Source organism: Microvirga solisilvae (assembly GCF_022808595.1).
GTDB lineage: Bacteria > Pseudomonadota > Alphaproteobacteria > Rhizobiales > Beijerinckiaceae > Microvirga > Microvirga solisilvae.
On record NZ_JAKUCN010000001.1, the window covers coordinates 675,631 to 697,485 of the forward strand.

Below are 21,855 nucleotides of genomic sequence, written 5' to 3' on the forward strand. Positions count from 1 at the left end.
GAACGTCACGCATATGCCGAATTGCATCGGAGATCAGAGGCTTCATGCGCAATGCCTCTCGCAATCTTCTCACGATACAGCTCGCAGAGAACGGCACCCTGTCACGCATCGTCGACATGAGTGCGGCAGAGATCGAGCTTGTGATCTTCGTGGACCGGCACCGCGCGAGCAGGCTGAGACTATCATCCGCACTGTTTGAATAGTTCTTAGCCATCATCTTCGTGCTGGACAGACGGGCAACGTGCTTTTTTGTGAGAAAGACCGCCTGATTATTGCGACCTACCCTTCTGAGCTTGAATTATGAACAACTTCAGACCCAAAGCCCCACACTCGCCATAGACTCGCCACACGAGCCTATTTGGCTACTCCCTACGCATGCCGCGTATCACCTTAAGGAACTCTGCTCTTTTCTAAGCGCAACAGATACGCATTTGAAACCGTGGGGGAAAACGGGAATAGGCCAGTGCTGGTAGAAAATACCTCACCTGTTGGGACGCGAGGAAACGAGATGGGTTTGGATGATCCCTTTCCTATCGAGAAGTGCTCGGGAAGAGTACGAGGTGCAGTTCTCGCGGAATTCAAAGGACGTTGCCCCACTATAAGGGAAGTCGCCAGCATATCCGATGCGCAATGGCTGACGGTCCCTAATATCGGCCCCACCACGCTGGAAGAGATACGCCGCTTCATCGGCGAGGTCCCTTCCGAGCCACGTCTGCAAAACCTGCCGACCATGGATGATGGTGAATTGCTGTCCCGGCTGAACCGGCTGCAGCGCGAGCTCAACATGATCGCGAGTGCGATCAGGGCGAGGATATCATCTGCATCATACAGAAAGTTTAGAGATAAAGAGCAATGAAAATGTAATATCGTTATGGTAAGTACTTTATCATAGGCATATTATTTCGTTGACTCCCTAAGAAAATTCAGGCCTTGGTGAAGACCTATAATAAAGAAGGTCTTCATGTCCTCTACGTCACTTCGGGCAGTCGAGCTCCTCATCAAAGGGGAGCCTGGGGCACTTGTTACCGTTACAGAAACACCGGAAGGAACTTTGACGTTTAACGTCAAGGTTACGGATGTCATTTCGGGCGCCTCGGATGCTCCCGACATTGCGGACCTTCGCGGGTTGTTCTTTCACGTTTCGGATGTAGCGCTTCTCTCTGGACTGAAGGTGACCGGCTCCGACGTGACTAAATACTCCGTCAGCGCAAACAAGGTCATGCAGGTCGAGAACGACGTCACGATGAGCGGTGAAGTCGGCAAAGCTGTCGGCCCCTTCGATATCGGCATCGCATTCGGCACCCATGGCATCGGTAAGGATGATATTCAGGAGACCAGCTTCACACTGAGCGCTTCAGAGCCCTTGAGCCTTGAGTTTGTGCTTCAGCAGCACTTCGGCCTGCGGATGACCAGCGTCAGCAACAATGGCGAGGGCAGAGGGCTGAGCCTGAAGCTCACGGGACAAATGACGGGAACGCCGAAGGTCATCGGTGACGCCACAACGCCTCCCGACGACACGTCTAATCCTCCAGAAGAAACGCCTGATCCGAGCAATCCTACGCCGCAAGATCCGGATAACTCTCATCTTCCTGGCATCTCCTACGATGATCTGATCGAGGCGGGCGACGGCAACGATACGATCTATGGCGGTCTCGGCGATGACGAGATGCAGGGTGAAGGCGGCGACGATCTCATCATCGGCGGCAAGGACAATGGCACCCTGAAATGGGATGGCGGCCTGAGCGTCAAGATTGGCGATAATCTTTACGGTAACGATGGCAACGACACCTTCCTCTACAAGGAAGGCGACGGCGTCGACATGATCTGGGACTTCCAACCCGGCCGCGACGTCATCAGGCTCGCCGGCTACACGCTGGAGGACGTTTTGGCCTTCACGATCGTGGGCGGCGTGGAAAACCGCATCAGCTCCACCGACCACGAGAAGATCGCCATCATTCTCAGCGAGGACGGCGATGCGATCATCTTCAACGATTATCCGGCCTGGGGCTACAACGACACCGCGATTGTCTTTGCCGATGGAACGACCCTGTCGTCGGGTCAGATCCGCGATCTGGCGTTTGGCAACCGGGTCCAGCTTGCGCCGGTCGTCACGAACAACACGAGCCAGACAGCGGCCGTCTCTCAGGCAAACGCGCACCATCCGTCACTGATCCTCTACGGCAACAATGATGGCGACACCATCATCGGCGGCCTGGGCACGGATATCATCTACGCCAATGAAGGTGTGAACGCTCTTGGCGGCTTCGCCGGCGATGACTCCCTCTATGGCGGCAACGTCCAGGACACGATCGTCGCAGGCGAAGGCAATGATAGCGCCTTCGGCAACGGTGGCGACGACGTCATTGTCGGCGGCGCGGGATCCGACAAGCTCTATGGCGCCGGTGGTGTCGATCTGATCTTCGGCGACGATGACGAAGGCATCGATCTGCCGTCCCTCCTGACCACCTACAACATCCCCACGGATGACGAGGAAGTCAGCGCAGCGCTCAGGATCACCAACACATGGTGGGGCGGCTTCCAGGCCGAGATCACGATCACGGCGAACAGAAGCGTCAACGCCTGGGACATCTTCCTCAAGAGCCAATTCAACATCGAGAGCATCTGGGGTGGCGCAACAACGGCGGAGGCCAGCTCCACCGACGGTGTCGCCTATGAGATCGGCAATGCGAACTGGAACGGCTCGCTCTATGCCGGTCAGAAGACGACGATCGGCTTCACGGCACGCACCGGCGTGAACGGTGTCGTCAATGCGACTCAAATCCTGAAGGGTCTGTCGATCACGGATTCCCTGTCGTCCGTCTCACTGACCAATGCCAGCCTCACCAACCTGCTCGGCAACACGATGCGCGGCTATGCGGCAGCCGATACCCTCGTCGGTAGCTCCGCTAACGACACTTTCTATGTCGACAACATTGGCGACAAGATCGTCGAGAGTTCCACGTCGAGCAAGCAGGACGAGGTTGTCACCTCCGTCAGCCACGCTCTCGCAAAGAATGTCGAGAACCTGTCGGCGGCCGGCTCCTCCTCCGTCAACCTGACAGGCAACAGCCTGAACAATGACATCGAAGGCAATGCGGGCAAAAACGTCATCAAGAGCGGCACGGGTAACGACACCGTCTCCGCCGGTGCCGGCCATGACTCGGTGAATGGTGGCGACGGAAACGACAAGCTCAATGGCAGCACAGGCAACGACACCGTCGCCGGTAGCACCGGGAACGACACGATCAATGGCGGTGCGGGCAACGATGCCTTGTATGGCGGCCTCGGCAGGGATTACTTCGTTTTCAGCGACAAGCTGAACAAAGTCGGCAATGTCGACAAGCTGGCTGACTTCAACGTGAAGGACGACACGATCCTGCTGGAGAACGCTGTCTTCACGAAGCTCACCAAGACCGGCACGCTGAACAAGGCATTCTTCGCCCTCGGCGCCGTCGCGAAGGATGGCAACGACTACATTCTCTACGACAAGGCGACCGGATACCTGCGCTATGACGCGGACGGCTCCGGCAAGGGCGCATCTATCGTGTTCGCCAAGATGGCAGCAGGATTGTCTCTGACAAACGCCGATTTCTACGTCATCTGACGATAAAAGGCCGGAGTTTATCGAAACCACTCCGGCCTTTTAATTTATTGGTCACCGCTCGGTTAGATCGAGAAGGACAGAACCGCCTTCGTTCCCGCGTGCTGTCGATCGAACTCGATGGCCGATTGCAGATTGGACGCCATCGCCTTCACGATCTTCGTCCCGAGGCCGCTGCCCTGAACCTCGCCAGTTCCCTTCCAGCCCACACCGTCATCCTCGACGGAGAGATGCACCTGCTCACCCGAAGCTGAGAGCACGACGCGAATATCGCCCCTGGCGCCTTCCGGATAAGCGTACTTGAAAGCGTTCGTGACGAGCTCGGTTACGATCACGCCCACAGAGACTGCCTTGTCCGTCGGAATCGGGATCGGCTCTGCCCGAAGCAAAATCGTGTGCTCGCGGCCGGCAGCCCGCATGGCGCCTTCCAGCTCCTCGACGAGCCCTTCGAGATAGGTATCCATCTCGACGAAGCGAACGTCGTTCGACGTGTAAAGGCGCCGATGGATCTGACCGATCGCCGTAATGCGGCTCTGGGTTTCAGCCAATGTGTCCCGTGCCGTCGTGTCGCCCGCAACGGCGCGCTGCTGCATGGCCACGAGCGAGGCCACCAACTGCAAGCTGTTTGCCACGCGGTGGTTCACCTCGCGCAGGAGCATCTCGGCCCGCTCACGTGCCTCGCGCATCTCCCGCTCGGCGGCTTCCTTCGCCCGACGCAGTCGCGCAGCCTCGAGGGCCTGCTCCGCCGCCGTGCGCAGCAGGTCGAGGAACACGCCGCCGACATCCTTGATCACGTAATCGGCAGCTCCGGCCTTAAGTGCCGCAACCGCAATACGCCCTTCGTCCGCACCGGTCACATAGATGACCGGCGGCGGATCGGGGAGAGTCTGGATATCCGCCAGAACATCGAGCCCCTGCCTACCCGGCATGAAATGATCGAGCGCGATCACATCAAAGGGAGCGGCCTCAAGGAGCCGAAGACCTTCGTCGCCGCTCAGGGCGTGTGTCACCTCGAAGCTATGGCGCGAGAGCGACCGCTCGACCAGGCGGCCGAGGCCCGGATCGTCGTCGATATAGAGAAGGCGAATGGGCTGCGTTTCGCTCACTGCGTTTCCGGAACCTGAATGACGGAAAGGAAGAGGCCAAGCTGGCGGATGGCCTGGGAGAACGACTCGTACTCGACCGGCTTGGTGATGTAGACGTTCGCGCCCAGGTCGTAGCAGCGCTGCACCTCGCGCTGATCGTCCGTGGTGGTCAGAACGACCACCGGTGCGCGCTTGAGAAGCTCGTCGCTTTTCAGTTTCGCCAGGATGTCGACACCGTTCATATCCGGCAGGTTGAGATCGAGGAGAACCAGAAACGGACCGTCATTGCGCACATTCTCGCTGAACAGGTGCTCGATCGCTGCCGTCCCATTCGTGAAGGTGCGGATCTCGTTGCACACGCCGGCACGCCGGATGTTCTTTTCGATGAGGCGGGCGTGACCTTCGTCATCCTCGACCATGATGATGGTGACGGGGTGCTGATGGGGCATGTTACGCGGCCTCCGAACTGACGCTGATATATTTGGGCAGAGTCACGGTGAAGGTCGATCCCTGCCCTAATCTTGATGTGACCGATATGGTGCCGCCGAGCCTTCGCACGAGAGCCCGCACATGGGCAAGACCAATTCCCTCGCCCTGCTGATCCTGGGTGCCTGAGCGCCTGAAGAGATCGAAGATCCGCTCGTAATCCTTTTCGTCGATCCCGCGGCCGTTATCCTCGACTTCGTAGCGTATCATATGGCCAAGGTCCCGGCCTCGCACCACGATCCGCCCCGCGCGCGCGAGATCGAGATACTTCACGGCATTGTCGATCAGATTGCCGAACACCTGCTCAATGGCAAGGCGGTCGCTGGTGATGTGAGGAATGTTTTCAAAGATCAGCTCGGCACCGCGCTCCTGCAGCTGATGCGCCAGACTCTGACGCTGGGCCTCCAGCAGTTGATCCATGCTGATAGACTCCGGCACCAGAACCCTCCGGCCTTCACGAGAGAGGCGGAGAATGGCGTTGATCAGCTTGTCCATCTTGACCGTAGAAGAGCGGATGAAGCCGATAGACTCCGCGAGGTCACTCTCGATGGCCGAGCGTGCCTCCGGAGTGATCAAGGCAGGTTGGGCTTCCGACACCTTGCCATAAAATGTCTCGATCTCCTCGTGCGCATTCTCGAGCTCACTCGTGAAGCCCATGATGTTCACGAGCGGCGCGCGAAGATCGTGGCTGACGATATAGGCGAAGCGCTGGATTTCTTCGTTCGCAGCATCGAGCTCCGTCACGCGTTCAGCGAGCATCGCCGCCAAGCGGCGTGTCTCCTCCTCGGATTGGAGCGCCCGCTCACGGCTTTCCCGCAATGCTTCTTGAGCCTGCTTGAGATCGTGAATATCGGTACAGGTTCCGTACCAACGCGTGATACGGCCCTCATCGTCACGCACCGGCTGCGCACGTCCCAAGACCCAGCGATATTCGCCGGAGCGATGCCGCAGCCGGTATTCGATATGATAGGGCTCGCCCGTTTCCAGCGACCGGCGCCAAGTCTTCCAGGCGAGCTCCCGATCCTCGGGATGGAACATGCCGTTCCAGCCAACGCCGTCGGTCGAGCCTTCAGGAACGCCCGTATATTCGTACCAGCGCTGGTTATAATAATCGTGGAAGCCATCGGGGCGCGTCGCCCAGATCAGCTGATCGATGGAGTTGGCGATGGCGCGGAAGCGCTCCTCGCTCTCCCGCAGCGCATTCTCCGCGCGACGATGATCCGTGACGTCGTGCCCCTGCACGAAAATTCCGGAAACCGTGCCGTCTCGGCTGAAGATGGGTTGGTACACGAAGTCGAGGAAATGCTCCTCGGGTTGGTCCTCGGGGCTTTGCTGGAGAACAATACGCACTCCCCGGCCGACGAATGGCTCGCCCGTCTGATGGACACGATCCAGCAGGCCAATGAAGCCCTGCTCCACCACCTCGGGCAAAGCCTCACGGACCGACTTTCCAATCAGGTCGTTACGCCCCACTACCTGACGGTAGGCCGCGTTGGCCATCGTGAAGACATGGTCCGTTCCGCTGAGAGCGGCGATGAAGCCAGGCGCCTGCTCGAAGAGTTCCTGCAGATGCTGGCGTTCCTTGGATAGGCTCTGGTTGACCTCCTGCACGGCCTGGGCACGCCGGAACATGTCGGTCTCGATCAACGCGGATGGGCCTGTCAGGAGCGCAGAAGTCTTGGCCAGATTTCGCAGCTGGTGGAGTTCGGTGACGTCCACCGTGTGCTGGAGGATCGAGATCAGCTCTCCCGCCTCGTTGAACAACGGCGTATGCGTGGCGCTCCAGAAGCGCTCGTCGAACCCCTGTCCATCCGGCAAGGGAATGGCATAAGAGATGAGTGGAATATGATCCGTCACCTTCTCGGCGATGACGCGTTCGAAAGAGCCTCTCAATTGCTTGTGACTTGCCGAGTCCGGATCGCTGGGGAAGGCCTCGAACATGTTACGGCCAACCAGTTCCTCCCGCGTCCGCATCGTAGCCCGCAGGTAAGCCTCATTCATCCCCATGATTACGAGCGAGGGATTGAGCAGGACGTAGGGATTTGGAGAAGCGTTGAAGAGAGCCTCAAAGTTTATTGATTTCAATGTTATAAGCTGGTCGGCAGCCAGCCCCCTCGAAGTGTTGCCGTCTAGAGCTCTGCTTTATTTAGGACGCCTCGAGGCCATGGCCAGATTAGCCGCCTCTACCGCTTCCCTAAGTCGCAAGCGCTTGATTGGAACAAATTCCCATTCACGCCTCCGATACAGCTAATCTCCGTACTCAATCCGGATTTTCGCCGCCGCCTGACGGGCCAGATCCCTCGCCTCTTCAACTGTCGCGCCCGAGGCTAATGCCACACCCATGCGGCGGTACGGTCGCGTGGTGGGCTTGCCGAAGATCCTGACCTCGACTTCGTTCTTCTCGGAACCCAGGGCAAGCGCATTCTTCAACCCCTCGATGGAGAAGCGGTCAGCCTCGCGATCGGAGAGAATGACGGCCGAAGCCGTTGGTCCGTTCAATCGGATGTGCGGGATCGGCAGGCCGAGCACGGCCCGGGCATGGAGGTCGAATTCCGACAGGTTCTGCGAGAGGAGCGTCACCAATCCCGTATCGTGCGGGCGTGGCGAGAGTTCGGAGAAGATCACCTCGTCCTTGGTCACGAAGAACTCGACGCCGAAGATGCCGTAGCCTCCCAGGTTGTCGACAACCTTGCGCGCCATCTCCTGCGCATCGGCAAGGAGCTTTTCCGTCATCGGCGTCGGCTGCCAGGATTCCTGGTAGTCTCCCCGCTCCTGCCGGTGTCCGATGGGCTCGCAATACGACACGCCCTCGCGGGAACGGATGGTGAGGAGCGTGATCTCGTACTCAAAAGCGATGAACTCCTCGACGATGACCTTCCTGCGGTCGCCACGCATATTCGCGACGGCGTAATCCCAGGCCTGTTCGAGCTCCTCAGCGGTGCGGACAGTGCTCTGTCCTTTGCCCGAGGACGACATGACCGGCTTGATCACACAGGGCAGCCCCGTATGCGCCGCCCCTGCCTTCACCTCCTCAAAACTCTCCGCATACCGATACTTCGATGTCCGCAGACCCAGCTCGGTGGCTGCGAGATCGCGGATGCGGTCGCGGTTCATGGTGAGTGAGGCGGCGCGCGCGGAGGGAACCACCGTGAAGCCCTTGTCCTCGAAATCCTGCAGCACCTCGGTGCGGATAGCCTCGATCTCGGGAACGATCAGGTCGGGCTTGTGCTTCTCGATGGCGCTTTTCAGAGCCTCGGCATCGAGCATCGAGAAGATTTCGGCCTCGTCCGCGACCTGCATGGCCGGTGCGTTCGCATAGGAATCGCATGCGACCACATGGCAGCCATACCGTTTGGCCGAGATCGCGAATTCCTTGCCCAATTCGCCCGATCCGAGAAGGAGAATTCTGGATGTGAACACCATTGATGCTTTTTCCCTCGAATGGGCACGAAACACAGGCCGCTCGAATGCGTTCAGTGGAAGCACGATTGCGGGCTTCTTCCAGGACCCACCAGGCGACCCAGCGTAAACCTGCGCTGGGTGCATTCCTGCCGTCACGGATGCGCATTGTGCGAACACAAGGTTCATACGTTAAGGGGAAGCCCAGGAGAAGCGGAATGCTTGGAACGAAGAAAACACAAAACCGCTATGGCCAGCGGGTGACCCGCATGGAACCCCCGACTCTGGACGAGGCCATCGCCGCCGCCCAGGGCCTGACGGATGACCTCGAGTGCCAGATCGAAATTGCCTCGCAGCTCATGGGCATGCCTGAAGATCAGGTCAGGCCTGAGGTCCTCAAGCTCTCTGTGAAGCCCCAGCAGCTGCAACGGGTGGCGATGGCGGACCGGGTTTTGGATCGGGGCGAAGGAACCAAGGTCATCGTTGTCGAGCGCCGCCGGCCCCGTATGGCTGCCCGATAGAATTCAATTTCAAGGCTTGGCGTTGTGGTTTAAAACGCCAATCATCCTCATTCTTTGAAAATTTTCAGCATGGTCAAAGGCATCGTTCTTGCTTTCCTTGCCTTTGCCGTCTTCGCCTGGGGCGATGCGGTCGTGAAGGTCATCGGTCACGATCTCGACCCGTTCGAGGTGACCTTCTTCGGCTATCTCATTCCGCTGCTGCTCTCTCCCGCTTTCATGAAGCCGGGCGATAGGTTGTCCGATATTGTGCGCTGGAAGCGTCCCTGGGCCATGGCTCTCAGGGTGTTCTTCATCTCGGTGACGACGCCGTTGAGCGTCATGACCTTCATCAGGCTCCCCTTCGCGGAGGCCTTCGCTCTCCTCTTCCTGATGCCGAGCCTCGCGACGGTTCTGTCGATCTTCGTGCTGAAGGAAAAGGTTCGCTGGCGACGAGGCCTCGCGGTCTGCGCCGCCTTCCTCGGCGTCCTCGTCATCGTCCGCCCAGGCTTCCGCGAGCTTCAGCTGGGTCATGTGTTCGCCATCGCCGCAGCATTCTGCGCGGCAGGCGGCGTGATCATGGGGCGGATGATCGGCACCACGGAAAAGCGCTATCCGCTGATCGGGAGCGTGTTCCTAGGAACAACCCTTATCGCGGGCATCCTCATGGTTCCCGGCTTCACATGGCCGACACCATCGCAATGGGGATTGCTGCTGGCCTTCGCCGCCACCGCCTTCGTGGCTCAGGCATTCTTCGTTGTGGCGACCACCTATGCGCCTGCGGACAGATTGGGAGCCACCCAATACAGCCAGATCCTGTGGGCCCTTCTCATCGGGGCGCTGTTCTTCGATGAATGGCCGGATGCCATGGCGCTTCTCGGCATCGTTATCGTCGTCGGCGCAGGATTATTTATTTTCGCGCGCGAGCAGACGCTGAAGAACGAGCAGATCGTCTCCGCTGCCGCTGTGCCTGAGCAGCAAGCTGCACCGCTTAAATCCGCTTCCTAAGAACGGCGCTATGCCGCGAGGATCACGGTTCCTTTCGGGTCGCAACCCCAGCTGGTTGATAAGGCCGCACCGATTGAGACTGAATGCGCACGAGAGCGGCACTCAGCCGTGATGCCTCTTCGTAGCGCGTCTCATCATAAGGCGGGGTGTCGGACCGTCCGCTGGCGAGATGCTCGGCTGTTCCGGCCAACCGGCGAAGGGGCGTCGCCACCCATGTCGCCAGCAGATAGAGCAGCCCGAGAGCTACCAGCATTCCGGCTCCAAGAATGCTCCAGAAAGTGCGGGTGATCGTCCGCGTCGGATCGAGCACTGCGTCCGTATCGGCCCGCACGATGATGCTCCAGCCGAAGCTCGGCATGTCGGCGTAGGTGACGGAGGGAATGACGACCGTAATGTAATCCTTTCCATCCGGCCAGCGCTCATGAAGCGAAACCGAAGCCGCCTGCCCCGCGGCGATGGCCGAACCTACGGAAAGCGTCGACCCGCGCAGCCCTTCAGGACCCGAGAGCACCGTGCGGTCACGGGAGACGAGGAGCATCTCCACTCCCGGACCCTTTGTAGCCTGCAGACCGTCCTGCACGAGCCTCCAGTCGAAATGCGCTCCGATCACGCCGGTTACCGCCCCTTGAGCATTTTTGAGTGGGGCTGCGAAATCGACGAAACGGCGCGGCTCTCCGATGGCAGGAAGAAGCTTTTCGAGCAGCACGGCAGCATGGACATCCATCGCAGCAGGACCATTGAGGCCACGACGGAACCAGGGACGCTCTGCAACGCTCACGCCCTCGAGCATCCCCTGGGAAGCGGCCACCACCTTACCTTCCACATCGGCGATACCGATCCACGTATAGCGCCGGTCGATTTGCGCCAATTGATCAAGCTGTCGGCGGGCTGCCTCGGGATCGTCCATGCTGACGATGCGTCCCATGCCTTCGACGGCCTGCCAAAGCTGATGCATGTTGCGTCCGAGTTGTTCGGCGGCGATCTCGCCGAGAACCCGCAGGCGCGCACCGTTCGCCACCTCCGCCCGCTGACGCATGGCATCCGCGAAGATCGTACCCGCAACCACCGCCGGCGCGAGCAGCAGAAGGCCGCCGCCGACGAAAATGATGGTTTTCAATCCAAGACGCATTGCAAGGCCCTATTCACTTCCGATGCTGCTCTCATCGCGATGCGAGAGTGCGCATCCATCCCCTGATCATGACCGAAAGGTTGCCCTGCCCCGCGCCGGGACGCAGATCGGCCGTATGAAGTTTTCGAAGAATGGCGTCGCGCTGCTCCGATGTCGGACGCAAGGCAAGGCGATAGCCGTCATTCGTCTCCGCCCCGACCCGAAGAGCGACATCGCCCACGTCATCGAGGCTGATCGTTCCCATCTCTCCAGTCGAGAGACCGGAAAGGCCTCGGACACGGGCATGATCGACGCCCAATTCGAGAACCCACGAATGGAAACGCTGCATGCCCACCGACACCATTGCCATTTCCACATGCTCGCGCTGGGGCCTGTTGGCGCGTGGGCGCTCGACGCAGACGAGCATGGTGATGGCGAGAACGAGGAGATTGTAGATCGTCCAGAACAGGATGACTCGGATGCCATCGCCTGCCCGCGACACATGCGCGAAGGCGTTGTCGTTCACGAGCGGTAGCAATAGCCCAACGACGGTGAGGACGAAGAAGATCGCGAAGGGCTTCATCATCGGCCACTGGATGACGGTTCTCGTACGGTCGCCGCCCTTGGCCGTCACGCGGAACTTGTGCGGTCCCTTCGTCAGCAGCCCCATCGCCGCAGCCCTCGTGATCGGCCAAGCCGCGATAAGCTGTGACACGTCGTTGAGCACAGGCCAGATGAGCCCGCCGGAGATCCAGTTCAGGGTGATCAGGACGGCGGCATAATATGGCAGGTAATAGGACGTGATGTCCGTTACCGAGGCCTGGACGACGATGATGCCGAAATACCAGTAGAGCAGCGGACAGACGAGGCTGATCAGGCGGAACGGGAAAGTCGTTGTCCAGAACAGAAGCGAGTCGAGCAGGCTCACGCGCTGCATGAAACGAAGATGGCGCGAGGTAAGCGGATTATAGACGTTGCGCACGATCTGCATCATGCCAAGGCACCAGCGCCCGCGCTGCACCACATATTCGTGGAGACCTTCGGGAGCCAGCCCTTCGGTCAAGGCTTCGTTGAGATAGATCGTGCGGTAGCCGTGACTGTCGAGGCGGATGGTCAGCAGGAAATCTTCCGTGACGCTTTCCGTGGGCAGCCCGCCGATTTCCTTGAGGGCCGAGACGCGGACCATGGACGAGGTGCCGCAGCAGACCGCAACACCCCAGGCATCGCGCGCAGGCTCCAGATGGTCGAAGAAGAAGCGCTGCTCGTCGGGATAAGCCGATGCGATATGAAGATTATGCTGGATCGGATCCGGATTGAAAAAGTGCTGAGGGGTCTGCACCAGGCCCACACCGGAATCGTGAAACAAGGCCACGGCACGGCGCACGAAGTTGCGGTGGGGAACGAAGTCCGCGTCGAGAACAGCGACGAAGTCCGGCGCATCCTGATCCTTCAGGCGCTGCGCCAGGGTGTAATTGATGTTACCCGCTTTCGCGTGGTTGTTGTCGGGTCTGGTTCGATGCTCGGCGCCATAGCGCTTGCAGACATCGCTGAGCCATTCGCGCCGTCCGTCGTCGAGCACGAAGACGCGCACATTCGGATAATCGAGCGCTTGTGCTCCCGCGAGAGTTCTCTCCAGAACCTCGAGTTCCTCGTTGTAGGTGGCGATGTAGAGATCGACTCGGGGCGGATTGCTTCCCCACCATGCGAGGTTGCGATCCGCTTCCTCATGACGGTCTTTCCGGCGTGTGAGGAACATATAGGCCAGCGTCGAGGACAGCAGGGTCAGAGCCTCGATCCCGACGAAAATCCATCCGGCAATGGCATCGATAAGGCCTGCCGTCTCCAAGGACGGAACCGTCTCCGTGATACGCCAGAATATATAACGCCAGCCCAGAACCGCGGTCAGCCCGAGAAGAAAGACGCGGACCCAGGTTTTCTTTGGTGAGGCAAGCGGCAAGAGCAGCATGGCCAGGCCGATCACGACGGCCAGGCCCGCAAAACTGGATGTATATTTGTCGAGAACGAGCATCAGAGACCGAAGCCGGAGAACGTCTCACGAATGCCCGACAAAGGACCACTCGAGAAAAGCACCCTGCCCGTCCGTCCGACCGAGCATGACAATTCGGGATCGTTGGCCAGTTCAGGAACGTTCAAGGCCACATCGAAACGCGTCAGGTGTTCCGGGCTGGGGCCGATCGCCAACGTATCGTAGAGGCTGGCCGCACCGGAGCCGCCGAGCCGGGTGATCGTCGCGCTGAAAATCCGGCTGTCGCCATTGAGCCGGAAACGCGCGGGCATTCCCACTCTCAGGTCGGAATAGACCCTTTCGCTGACACTGGCCGTCACCATCACGGCCGAGCAATCCACGAGCCGGACGAGATTCTGACCGCGATTGACGTGCTCGCCGCCGCTTGCCAGGAAATTCCAGACGATCCCGGGATTTTCCGCCGAGAGGTCAGCCGAGGTCAGGCGGTTGACGCGCACACGCTCGGCCGTGATCTGATCCGTCGTGAGCTTCAGGCGGCGCTCCGCATTCACAGCATCAGCCTTGATTTCCGACAGCTTGAGATCGAACTCACGGATGCGCTGAATCGAGAACGGCGCATCATTGTAGGAATCGCCGATGAACACGCCATTCTGAGCAGACGATAGTTCAGCCGAGAGATAAGTGACGCGTTCACGCGTGCTGGCGATCTCTTGCTGGGCCACATCGTATTGGGCCTTGGCACGGTCGAGGGTGATGGCGGTCTGGACGCCGCGACCACTCAGCTCGCGGGTCCGGTCCAGCGCACTCTCAGCCTCGCGGAACTTCGCCTCCGCCGAGTTCAAGGCAGCCTGCGCCTCGGCGATGCGGGAGAAGAGCTGGCGCACACGCCCGTCCTGATAGGATTGCGCTTGAGCCTGCAGAATCTTGCGGGCCTCCTCCACAGCAGCGGCTTGAGCCTTGAGGCGCGTCAGATCCGCCTCCAGGTTGGAGCGGCTGCGCTCCAGATCGATCAGACGGGCATCGTCGAAGCGGCTATCCACGATGCGCGCCACTGTTTCTTCAGGCGCGACCCGCGCTCCGATGTTGCGCACCGAAAACTCGGCTGTTCCCTCAATCGGCGCACGCAGCACCGACGTCTGGGCATTGATGGTCGCGTCGGCGCTGGTTCCCGAGAGGTACTCGCCGACAATGATATAGAGACCCCCAAGGAGCAGGATCGCTCCCAGAACGATACGAACGGTTTTCATGATACGGGAGCTTGCCTGACAAAGACCTGGAATGAGTGACGCGGTTGCCTGCGCTGAAAAGCTTGCCCCTTAGCTACGCACGCGATGGTCGAACCGATCCGGCAGGCAACGTAAAAAATACCTATAAAGTAGTAATACCGCAACAGCGGCTGCGTCCAAGAATAGCGGCCAAGCTAAACTTTTCTGCGATCAAAACACTTTTAGCTTATCTTCATGCCCCAGAATAAATTCACGCAGGGACAAGCAGCACTATAACTACAAGGTCTTCGATGAAGGCGATCAGAAGACGAAAATCTGGGCTTCTCTATGGCCAAAGCATTAAGGCAATGGCGACCCCTGCAGGGCTCGAACCTGCGACCTATTGCTTAGAAGGCAATTGCTCTATCCAGCTGAGCTAAGGGGCCGTCGAGCCGCGAAATGGGCTTCTTCAACCCTGGGCCTTAGTGGGTCCAGGGGCCGACGCGATTGAATTTGAAATTGTCCGAATAGGACGCGGTGCGCCGCTTGATCTCCTGCGGCTCCTCGACCCGGTAGGCAATGCCCTCGCGCTCTGCGTAGGCAATGGCCTCTTCCTTGGTGTCGAACCAGAGACGGAGCTGCTGACGGGTATCGCCCGAGCTCGTCCAGCCCATCAGGGGCTCGATCTCACGGGGCTTGTCCTGCTCGAAAACGAGGAGCCATTGCTTGGTCCGGGCCATGCCGGACTGCATTGCGGATTTGGCGGGCTTATAAATCCGAGCGGGCATTGGTCTTTCGCACTCTCTCCAAGACTTACCCAGTGCCGAGATGGTCGGGGCGGCAGGATTTGAACCCGCGACCCTCTGCTCCCAAAGCAGATGCGCTACCAGACTGCGCTACACCCCGCCGTTCGGCACCGGTCAGGCTGTTCGCTATCACGATCAGCCTGGATTCAGCAAGCGCCTGGACGCTACCGTTTGAAAAGCGGATGCTCGATCCGGTCTCCAGGCTTGATACCCAGCTTGGCCGCGGTGCCGGCATTCAGCTCCAAAACGGCCAGAACAGGCTCGCCGGAGGGAATGGTACGGGTGGATAAAGGTTCCGTATTGGCCGCAATCCGGGCAATCGTGCCGTCCTGGCGGACGAACAGCATATCCAGGGACAGATAGGTGTTCTGCATCCACATGGAGACCGGCTCGACCCGCCCGAAATCGAACAGCATGCCCCGGTCGGGCGCCATGGAGCGGCGATACATCAGCCCCTGAGCCCGGTCCGCATCGTTGCGGGCCACCTCGACCTGGAAGCTCTGCCTTTGGCCGCCCTGGGTGACGATGGAAAGAGCTTCGAGAGCCTGTGCATAGGCTGTTCCCGCCAAAGCGATGACGAGACCTAAGGCCGGAAGAACCGGGCGGAGACGCTGGAACACGAATGGAACCTGTTAGTGAGAGTGCGGCAGAGCCATGTCGGCGAGTCGAACCTCGGCGGCCATGAGGCCCTTCGAGCCGTCACCGAAACGGACGTAGACGCGCTCGCCGGGCTTCAATTCGGCAATACCGTAACGGCGCAGGGTCTCCATATGGACGAAGATGTCCGGCTTGTCTTCGCCCTGGGTCAGGAAGCCGAACCCCCGCAGGCGGTTGAACCATTTCACGATGGCGGGCTCCAAGCCGCTCGTCGGCACCACCTGGACATGGGTGCGCGGCAGCGGAAGCTCGGACGGATGCAGGGCCGTCGATTCATCGAGAGAAAGAATGCGGAAGGCCTGCAGGCCGCGCGGACGCTGCACCGCCTCGACAACGATCCGGGCGCCCTCGTTGGCCGCCTGATACCCGTCCCGGCGCAGGCAGGTTACGTGCAGGAGAACGTCCGGCATCCCGTTATCGGGCACGATGAAGCCGAATCCCTTGGCGACATCGAACCACTTGATCCGACCGCTCACCTGGATGAGATCGACGGGATTCTCTTCCCCAATCGGCTGGGCAGCCTCCCGGCGTCCCTGATCGAAAGAGGAGCTTTCCTCTCGAAGCTTGAAGGAGTTAGAGCCGAAATCGCCAGTCATGAATAAACCCGAACTCGAATCAAAAAATGCAGATCCTTAAAACAAAGATAACATCGTCCTGAATCAGGGGAAGTCAGAAACAACCCTTAGTGTGCGATGAAATTTTCAGCATCCGGCGAGAGCGTTGAAATCACGAGACAAATGCCGACAAAACGGATCCGATTTCTTCATGGACCACCAGGTCCGCCATCTCGTCGAGCGGAGTAGGCTCCCGATTGACGATCACGAGCCGTGCCCCGTTCTCCTTCGCAAAAGCCGGAAAGGCGGCCGCCGGATAGACCACCAGGGATGAGCCGACCACCAGGCAGAGATCACAAACGGCCATCAGCTTCTGAGCCCGGCGCATCGGCTCTTCCGGCATGGCCTGTCCGAAAGAAATCGTGGCGGATTTCAGAATGCCCCCGCAATGAATGCACTCCGGCGGATCGCCGCTTGCCTCGAAGTGCCTCCTCACCCAATCGAGCTCGTGGCGTCGCCCACAGGACAGGCACTTGGCATAGGTGCCATTGCCATGCAGCTCGATCACCTGCTCCTCGGAGAGGCCCGACGCCTGATGCAGCCCGTCGATGTTCTGCGTGATCACCGACGGCATGCGTCCCGATGCGATGAGCGATGCAATGCCCAGGTGGCCCCGACTGGGCTTCGCATCGCGATAGAGATCGTCCATGACGAACTTGCGTCGCCACGCTTCGCGACGCGCCTCGACGCTCTGCACGAAATGCTCGAACGGAATCGGCTTGTTGCTCATCCAGGGGCTGCCCGGAGAACGAAAATCCGGCACGCCGCTTTCCGTCGATATTCCCGCGCCGGTGAAGCCGGCGACGATGCGGGCCTCTTGAATCATTTCCTGCAATGTGGCGATTGACGCTGCAAGGTTCTCGGTCATGTCACTGATATAGATCGCATGAACCCTCAATCACAGGACCGGCCGCACGTGAACGATGATCCTTCCCGCACCAAAGCCAGCCTCGATCGGCAGATCGCCTCCCAACGCTGGGATGCCATCGACGTGGCTCGCGGCATCGCGATTGCGGCGATGGTCGTCTACCATTTCAGCTGGGACCTGAGCTTCCTGAAGCTCATCGAGACCAACATTCTCGAGGTGCCCGCCTGGCGCTGGTTTGCACGCGGGATTGCGGGCTCGTTCCTGTTGCTCGCTGGAATCGGGCTCGCCCTGGCGCATGCGCAAGGATTTCGTCGACTGCCGTTTCTGCGGCGTCTCATGAAGGTCGGCGGCTCGGCACTCGCCGTGACCCTCGCCACGTTCTTCGCATTTCCGGATAGCTATATCTTCTTCGGCATCCTCCACTGCATTGCCGTGTCGAGCCTTCTCGCGCTTCCGTTCCTGCGGATGCACCCTGCCCTGATCTTGATCGCAGCCATCTTCTGCCTTGCTGCGCCTTTGTTGTTGACGAGCCCTGCACTCGACGCCCCCTATCTCGATTGGCTTGGTCTTGGCGCCACCATGCCGATGACGAACGACTATGTGCCGATCTTCCCATGGTTCGGTGCGGTCCTGACTGGCATCGTGCTTGGGAAATGGCTGCTGTCGAAAACCGAGACGCAGTCGATCGCGCGCTGGCGCGCCAAAGCGCTTCTCTTCAGAACGCTGATCTGGGCCGGCCGGAAGAGCCTGCCGATCTATCTCGTTCATCAGATCGTGCTGCTCGGGCTTCTCTATGGTGTGCTGCAGCTTACAGGCCCCAATCCACGCGCGGAAGCGCAGCCCTTCATCAACGAGTGCATGGCGACCTGCCTGCAGAACTCCCAGCCTCAGACCTGCAATGCCGTCTGCTCCTGCACGGTCGACACGCTTCGCCAAAGCGACCTCTGGCGAAAGGTGATGAGTGGCGCGATCACGGCGGATGAGCGCACCCAGGTGTCACGGGCAGCACAACAATGCCTGCGGCGGGCTCCGCTTTAACCGTAGCTATGCTCAGGTAAGCGCTAACATCAGCCTCCCGCGAGGCATCTCCCCATTAGGGCAAACTCTCAAGTGAGCGCAAAGCCACTCGCAGATAGCAACATCATGAGACATCGACCTGAAGTTGCGTACACTAATTTCAGGTTGCAAAGCAACATCAAGACAAACGCTCGTTGTCCCTGCTGCCACGCTAGTTTAAAAACGTCATAACTTTGCAAATGCCCAAGGGTAAGATTGCATTATTTCAAGGCAAAAATTATATCGTAACGTAACAATACAAAGTACCTTCCCTAACGTGACTCAACGAAGTCACTTTAGGGGCAGAAAATGACTTTCATCTCAGAGGCGAATATCGCTCGCCAGATCGGCGACCTTTGCATGTGGATCAGCGAAGGCAGCATCAATCACATTGAAATGGGCATGTCCCTCACTCGGGATCTCGGCTTCGATTCCATGAAGCTCATGCAGTTCTTCGCCGGGATCGAGGAGCTTTATAATGGCATCGGCCTTGAGGATTGGTTTATCGAGCACAGCTCCGGCGGTCGCGACACCATCGGCAGCGTCGTGCGCTACCTGACCCAGGCCCGCATTCTTGTCGCAGCGGAGTGATCGATGAGCTCCCGCAACGCCGCCCTTCCCACTTTCGTGAATCTCTCGTCCGCCGCTCCCAAGCAGGTCTTCGAGCAGGAGCAGCTCTGGGATGAGATCTTCGATCAATGGTATGCGGAGCTTCCCGATGCCCGCGATCTCGGCACCGTGACGCGTGTCGAGAGACGCCACCTCGCCTGGAATCCCGCAACCGATATCGGCGCCGAGACGCGCGGCATCGGCGACCGCATGAAGGCCTATGTCGAGATCGTAGACGAGGTTGCAGGAGAAGCCTTCGAGGATCTGCTTCGCCCCATGGATCGCGCCGATGTCGGCAGCATCGTGATGGCGAGCAGCACCGGCTATTACGGCCCCACGCCGGATTACTTCCTCGCCAAGCGCTTTGGGCTGAAGCCGAATATTCGCCGCACGCATATCGGCCACATGGGCTGCTTTGCGGCCTTCAACGTGATCAAGACGGCGATGGATTCCGTCATTGCGCGCCCGAACGAATACACCATCGGCCTCTGCGCGGAATTCAGCAGCCTTCACTTCCGTCCGGAAGCGACCCGCGAGCAGGCCATCGTCCACAATCTGTTCGGCGACGCGGTCGGCGCTTTCACCATGGCCATGCGCGAGCCGGGACATGGACCGCAGATTCTCGCGACCCATACGCTGCAATCCTTCGAGACGTCCGACATGATGACGCTCTCGGTCATGGATGACGGCGTGCGCATGACGCTTTCGCCCTATGTGCCCTTCGTGATCGCAAGCCTGATCGAGCAGTTCGTGACGGATCTCTGCGCCTCGGCCGATGTGGATCCGAGCGAGATCAAGCATTGGGCGATCCATCCCGGCGGGCCCAAGATCGTCGATCTCGTGGCGCAGAAGATGAAGATCACGGAGCGCCAGTTGGAATCGACCTGGCATATCCTGCGCGAATACGGCAACTGCGCTTCGGCTACCGTGCTGCTCGTGCTCGAGCATCTGGTCAAGAACGATAAGCCTGCGCAAGGCGAAATCGGTGTCATGCTCGCGTTCGGTCCCGGCCTCACCCTCGAAGGCGCGCTCCTGCGCTTCTAACATTTCGTGAGAACAGCGATGTACAAGGCTCATACCTTCCCTCTGGGGCAGGCTCAGCTTGCCTTTGACCTGTCGAACATGGCAGGCGTGCCTCTCGGCTCGGAACCGAAAACCGTCGTTGAAGTGCTGAAGAAGCGCGCGGCTGCGGCTCCCGACAAAACAGCTTTCTACGTGATCGAGGCCCGCGATGCGATCACGGAGATCTCCAACGGCGATCTTTTGAAAGAGGCGAGCAATCTCGCCGGTCGCCTCGCCGCTCATGGCGTGCGTCACAGTGATATTGTACTGCTTGCTTATGAGACTTCGCCCGCGCTTCTGACGGCGTTCTTCGCCTGCCTTATCGGCTCCTTCACGCCCTGCGTGGTGGAAGCCCCGAGCCTCGGCGCGCATGCCGGAGAATGGGCTGAGCGGCTGGCCGTTCGGGCGCGCTATGCCGGTGCGAGGCTGATCCTGTCCAAGCAGGAATGCTGCGACGTGCTGAACGCGGCAGGCTGCGAAGCCACCACCATCGAGGCCCTGCCGAAGGTGATGGAGGCGACCTTCTCCGAGCCTGTCGAAACCGATCCCGTCTTCCTGCAATTCACCTCCGGCACGACATCGCTGCCGAAGGCCCTGCTGATCGATCATAAGACGCTGCTCAACAACGTGCGCGGCCTCGCCTCGGCGCGGGAATGGCACCACGAGGACGTCATCGTCAGCTGGCTGCCGCTCTATCACGATATGGGCCTCGTGGCGCTCACCATGGCCGGCTTCGTGACTGGCATGCCCGTGGTGCTGATGCCCTCGAACCTGTTCACCATGAATCCGGCCCGCTGGCTGTGGGCGATTCATACGTTCAAGGGCACAATCACCTCCGCGCCGAACTTCGCTTATCAGTTCGTCGCCACCCACGCGCCCGAGCACCGCACACGCGGCATGGATTTGTCGACGCTGCGCTGCGCGATCAATGCCGCCGAATTCATCCAGAGCCGCACCATCGAGCAGTTCACGAAGCGCTTCGGTCCGCACGGCTTCAGGAAAGAAGCCTTCGCTCCGGCTTATGGCCTTGCGGAATGCACGGTCGCGGCTTCGATCACGCGTCCATCCGATGTCGTGTCTTTCGATACGATCTCGCGCCAGCGCATGATCACGCAGGGGATCGCGGCTCCCCTCGAGGCTTCAGATAGGGACGCCTGGGCTGTGGCCTGCGTCGGACCAGTTCTCGATGGACATGACGTGCGCATCGTCGATGGCAATGGCAATCCCCTGCCCGATCGTCGCCAAGGCCAGATCCAAATGCGCGGTCCCAGCATCGTGTACGGCTATTTCAAGGAAGCCGTTCCGAGCAACATCCGCGACGGATGGCTCGATACGGGCGATCTCGGATATTTGCATAACGGAAACCTTTTCATCACCGGCCGCATCAAGGATCTCATCATCCGCGCGGGCGCCAACATCTCGCCTTACGAGATCGAGCAGGTCGCGGGCGAAATCGAAGGCGTGCGCTCGGGAGCGGTCGGCGCCATCGGCCTCAACGATCCCGTCAAGGGCACGGAGAACTTGGTGGTCTTCTTCGAGACCACGCAGAAAGCCTCCGACATGGTCGAGGCCATGCGCCAGGCCATCCGCGACCGCCTGAGCCAGAAGCTCAGCATCGCCGTCGATCATGTGCTTCCCGTGCCGCCGCATACGTTGCAGAAGACCACGAGCGGCAAGCTGCAGCGGGTGAAGCTGGTGCAGTTGGCGCAGGAGAAGCTGTCGGCTGTGCATTAATCTCCAAGAGCGCAAAAGTCGCTGGAAAACTCCGGCGACTTTCGCGTTAAGTTCCGAAGCCTGACGCCATCAT

Annotated in this window: 20 protein-coding genes and 2 tRNA genes; 9 read left to right on the forward strand and 13 right to left on the reverse strand. The window is 59.7% G+C overall.

Going from position 1 to position 21,855, the window contains the following annotated elements:
• Positions 1 to 44: 44 nt before the first annotated feature.
• The 3 genes from MJ639_RS03260 (at position 45) to MJ639_RS03270 (ending at position 3,604) form a co-directional block, all read left to right on the forward strand.
• A complete protein-coding gene (locus MJ639_RS03260) occupies positions 45 to 203 on the forward strand; it encodes a hypothetical protein (protein WP_243368695.1) in 159 nt (52 codons plus the stop codon).
• Between the two features lie 305 nt (positions 204 to 508).
• Positions 509 to 856, forward strand: a complete 348-nt coding sequence (locus MJ639_RS03265; RefSeq protein ID WP_243368697.1) for a hypothetical protein — start codon at positions 509 to 511, stop codon at positions 854 to 856.
• 195 nt (positions 857 to 1,051) lie between these two features.
• Positions 1,052 to 3,604 (forward strand): calcium-binding protein, encoded by a 2,553-nt coding sequence (locus tag MJ639_RS03270; protein WP_243368699.1) that lies wholly within the window; start codon positions 1,052 to 1,054, stop codon positions 3,602 to 3,604.
• Between the two features lie 62 nt (positions 3,605 to 3,666).
• Here MJ639_RS03270 and MJ639_RS03275 read toward each other — a convergent pair whose 3' ends face one another.
• The 4 genes from MJ639_RS03275 to purT all read right to left on the reverse strand — a co-directional run bounded on the left by MJ639_RS03275 (position 3,667) and on the right by purT (position 8,595).
• The gene (locus MJ639_RS03275; protein ID WP_243368702.1) at positions 3,667 to 4,707 is read right to left on the reverse strand and encodes a sensor histidine kinase; all 1,041 of its coding nucleotides are present in this window, start codon (positions 4,705 to 4,707) and stop codon (positions 3,667 to 3,669) included.
• Positions 4,704 to 5,135 (reverse strand): response regulator, encoded by a 432-nt coding sequence (locus tag MJ639_RS03280; protein WP_243368703.1) that lies wholly within the window; start codon positions 5,133 to 5,135, stop codon positions 4,704 to 4,706. The genes MJ639_RS03275 and MJ639_RS03280 overlap by 4 nt, the downstream gene beginning before the upstream one ends.
• Before the next feature lies 1 nt (position 5,136).
• Entirely contained in the window at positions 5,137 to 7,257 is a 2,121-nt protein-coding gene (locus MJ639_RS03285; RefSeq protein ID WP_243368710.1) for a PAS domain-containing protein, read from the reverse strand.
• A 162-nt stretch (positions 7,258 to 7,419) separates the two neighbouring features.
• A complete protein-coding gene (gene purT / locus MJ639_RS03290) occupies positions 7,420 to 8,595 on the reverse strand; it encodes a formate-dependent phosphoribosylglycinamide formyltransferase (protein ID WP_243368712.1) in 1,176 nt (391 codons plus the stop codon).
• 194 nt (positions 8,596 to 8,789) lie between these two features.
• On the opposite strand from purT, the gene MJ639_RS03295 reads away from it, so the two are divergent.
• Positions 8,790 to 9,092: a hypothetical protein gene (locus MJ639_RS03295; RefSeq protein ID WP_243368714.1), complete on the forward strand. Its 303-nt coding sequence runs from the start codon at positions 8,790 to 8,792 to the stop codon at positions 9,090 to 9,092.
• Between the two features lie 69 nt (positions 9,093 to 9,161).
• Positions 9,162 to 10,076, forward strand: coding sequence for a DMT family transporter (locus MJ639_RS03300; RefSeq protein WP_243368716.1), 915 nt, complete (start codon positions 9,162 to 9,164; stop codon positions 10,074 to 10,076).
• A 22-nt stretch (positions 10,077 to 10,098) separates the two neighbouring features.
• Here the strand turns inward: MJ639_RS03300 and MJ639_RS03305 are convergent, their stop codons facing one another.
• The 9 genes from MJ639_RS03305 to MJ639_RS03345 all read right to left on the reverse strand — a co-directional run bounded on the left by MJ639_RS03305 (position 10,099) and on the right by MJ639_RS03345 (position 17,321).
• The gene (locus MJ639_RS03305; protein WP_243368718.1) at positions 10,099 to 11,193 is read right to left on the reverse strand and encodes a cache domain-containing protein; all 1,095 of its coding nucleotides are present in this window, start codon (positions 11,191 to 11,193) and stop codon (positions 10,099 to 10,101) included.
• A gap of 43 nt (positions 11,194 to 11,236) precedes the next feature.
• On the reverse strand, positions 11,237 to 13,213 hold the full coding sequence (locus MJ639_RS03310; RefSeq protein ID WP_243368720.1) for a glycosyltransferase: 1,977 nt from the start codon (positions 13,211 to 13,213) through the stop codon (positions 11,237 to 11,239).
• Positions 13,213 to 14,418, reverse strand: a complete 1,206-nt coding sequence (locus MJ639_RS03315; protein ID WP_243368722.1) for an HlyD family secretion protein — start codon at positions 14,416 to 14,418, stop codon at positions 13,213 to 13,215. Before MJ639_RS03315 ends, MJ639_RS03310 begins: the two co-directional genes overlap by 1 nt.
• Positions 14,419 to 14,745: 327 nt before the next feature.
• Positions 14,746 to 14,822, reverse strand: a tRNA-Arg gene (locus MJ639_RS03320).
• Positions 14,823 to 14,858: 36 nt separating this feature from the next.
• A complete protein-coding gene (locus MJ639_RS03325) occupies positions 14,859 to 15,164 on the reverse strand; it encodes an ETC complex I subunit (RefSeq protein WP_279306477.1) in 306 nt (101 codons plus the stop codon).
• A 41-nt stretch (positions 15,165 to 15,205) separates the two neighbouring features.
• Positions 15,206 to 15,282 (reverse strand) — tRNA-Pro (locus tag MJ639_RS03330).
• A 64-nt stretch (positions 15,283 to 15,346) separates the two neighbouring features.
• A complete protein-coding gene (locus MJ639_RS03335) occupies positions 15,347 to 15,802 on the reverse strand; it encodes a DUF192 domain-containing protein (protein ID WP_423790745.1) in 456 nt (151 codons plus the stop codon).
• Positions 15,803 to 15,814: 12 nt separating this feature from the next.
• Positions 15,815 to 16,435, reverse strand: a complete 621-nt coding sequence (locus MJ639_RS03340; RefSeq protein WP_243368726.1) for a cold-shock protein — start codon at positions 16,433 to 16,435, stop codon at positions 15,815 to 15,817.
• Between the two features lie 130 nt (positions 16,436 to 16,565).
• Positions 16,566 to 17,321, reverse strand: coding sequence for an SIR2 family NAD-dependent protein deacylase (locus tag MJ639_RS03345; protein WP_243368728.1), 756 nt, complete (start codon positions 17,319 to 17,321; stop codon positions 16,566 to 16,568).
• A 48-nt stretch (positions 17,322 to 17,369) separates the two neighbouring features.
• On the opposite strand from MJ639_RS03345, the gene MJ639_RS03350 reads away from it, so the two are divergent.
• The 4 genes from MJ639_RS03350 to MJ639_RS03365 all read left to right on the forward strand — a co-directional run bounded on the left by MJ639_RS03350 (position 17,370) and on the right by MJ639_RS03365 (position 21,782).
• Positions 17,370 to 18,359 carry a heparan-alpha-glucosaminide N-acetyltransferase gene (locus MJ639_RS03350; RefSeq protein WP_243368730.1) on the forward strand — a complete coding sequence of 330 codons (990 nt, stop codon included), beginning with the start codon at positions 17,370 to 17,372 and terminating at the stop codon, positions 18,357 to 18,359.
• Positions 18,360 to 18,686: 327 nt separating this feature from the next.
• Positions 18,687 to 18,968: a hypothetical protein gene (locus MJ639_RS03355; protein WP_243368731.1), complete on the forward strand. Its 282-nt coding sequence runs from the start codon at positions 18,687 to 18,689 to the stop codon at positions 18,966 to 18,968.
• Positions 18,969 to 18,971: 3 nt separating this feature from the next.
• Positions 18,972 to 20,030, forward strand: coding sequence for a type III polyketide synthase (locus MJ639_RS03360; protein WP_243368733.1), 1,059 nt, complete (start codon positions 18,972 to 18,974; stop codon positions 20,028 to 20,030).
• An 18-nt stretch (positions 20,031 to 20,048) separates the two neighbouring features.
• Positions 20,049 to 21,782: an AMP-binding protein gene (locus MJ639_RS03365; protein ID WP_243368735.1), complete on the forward strand. Its 1,734-nt coding sequence runs from the start codon at positions 20,049 to 20,051 to the stop codon at positions 21,780 to 21,782.
• The last annotated feature ends 73 nt before the right edge of the window (positions 21,783 to 21,855 follow it).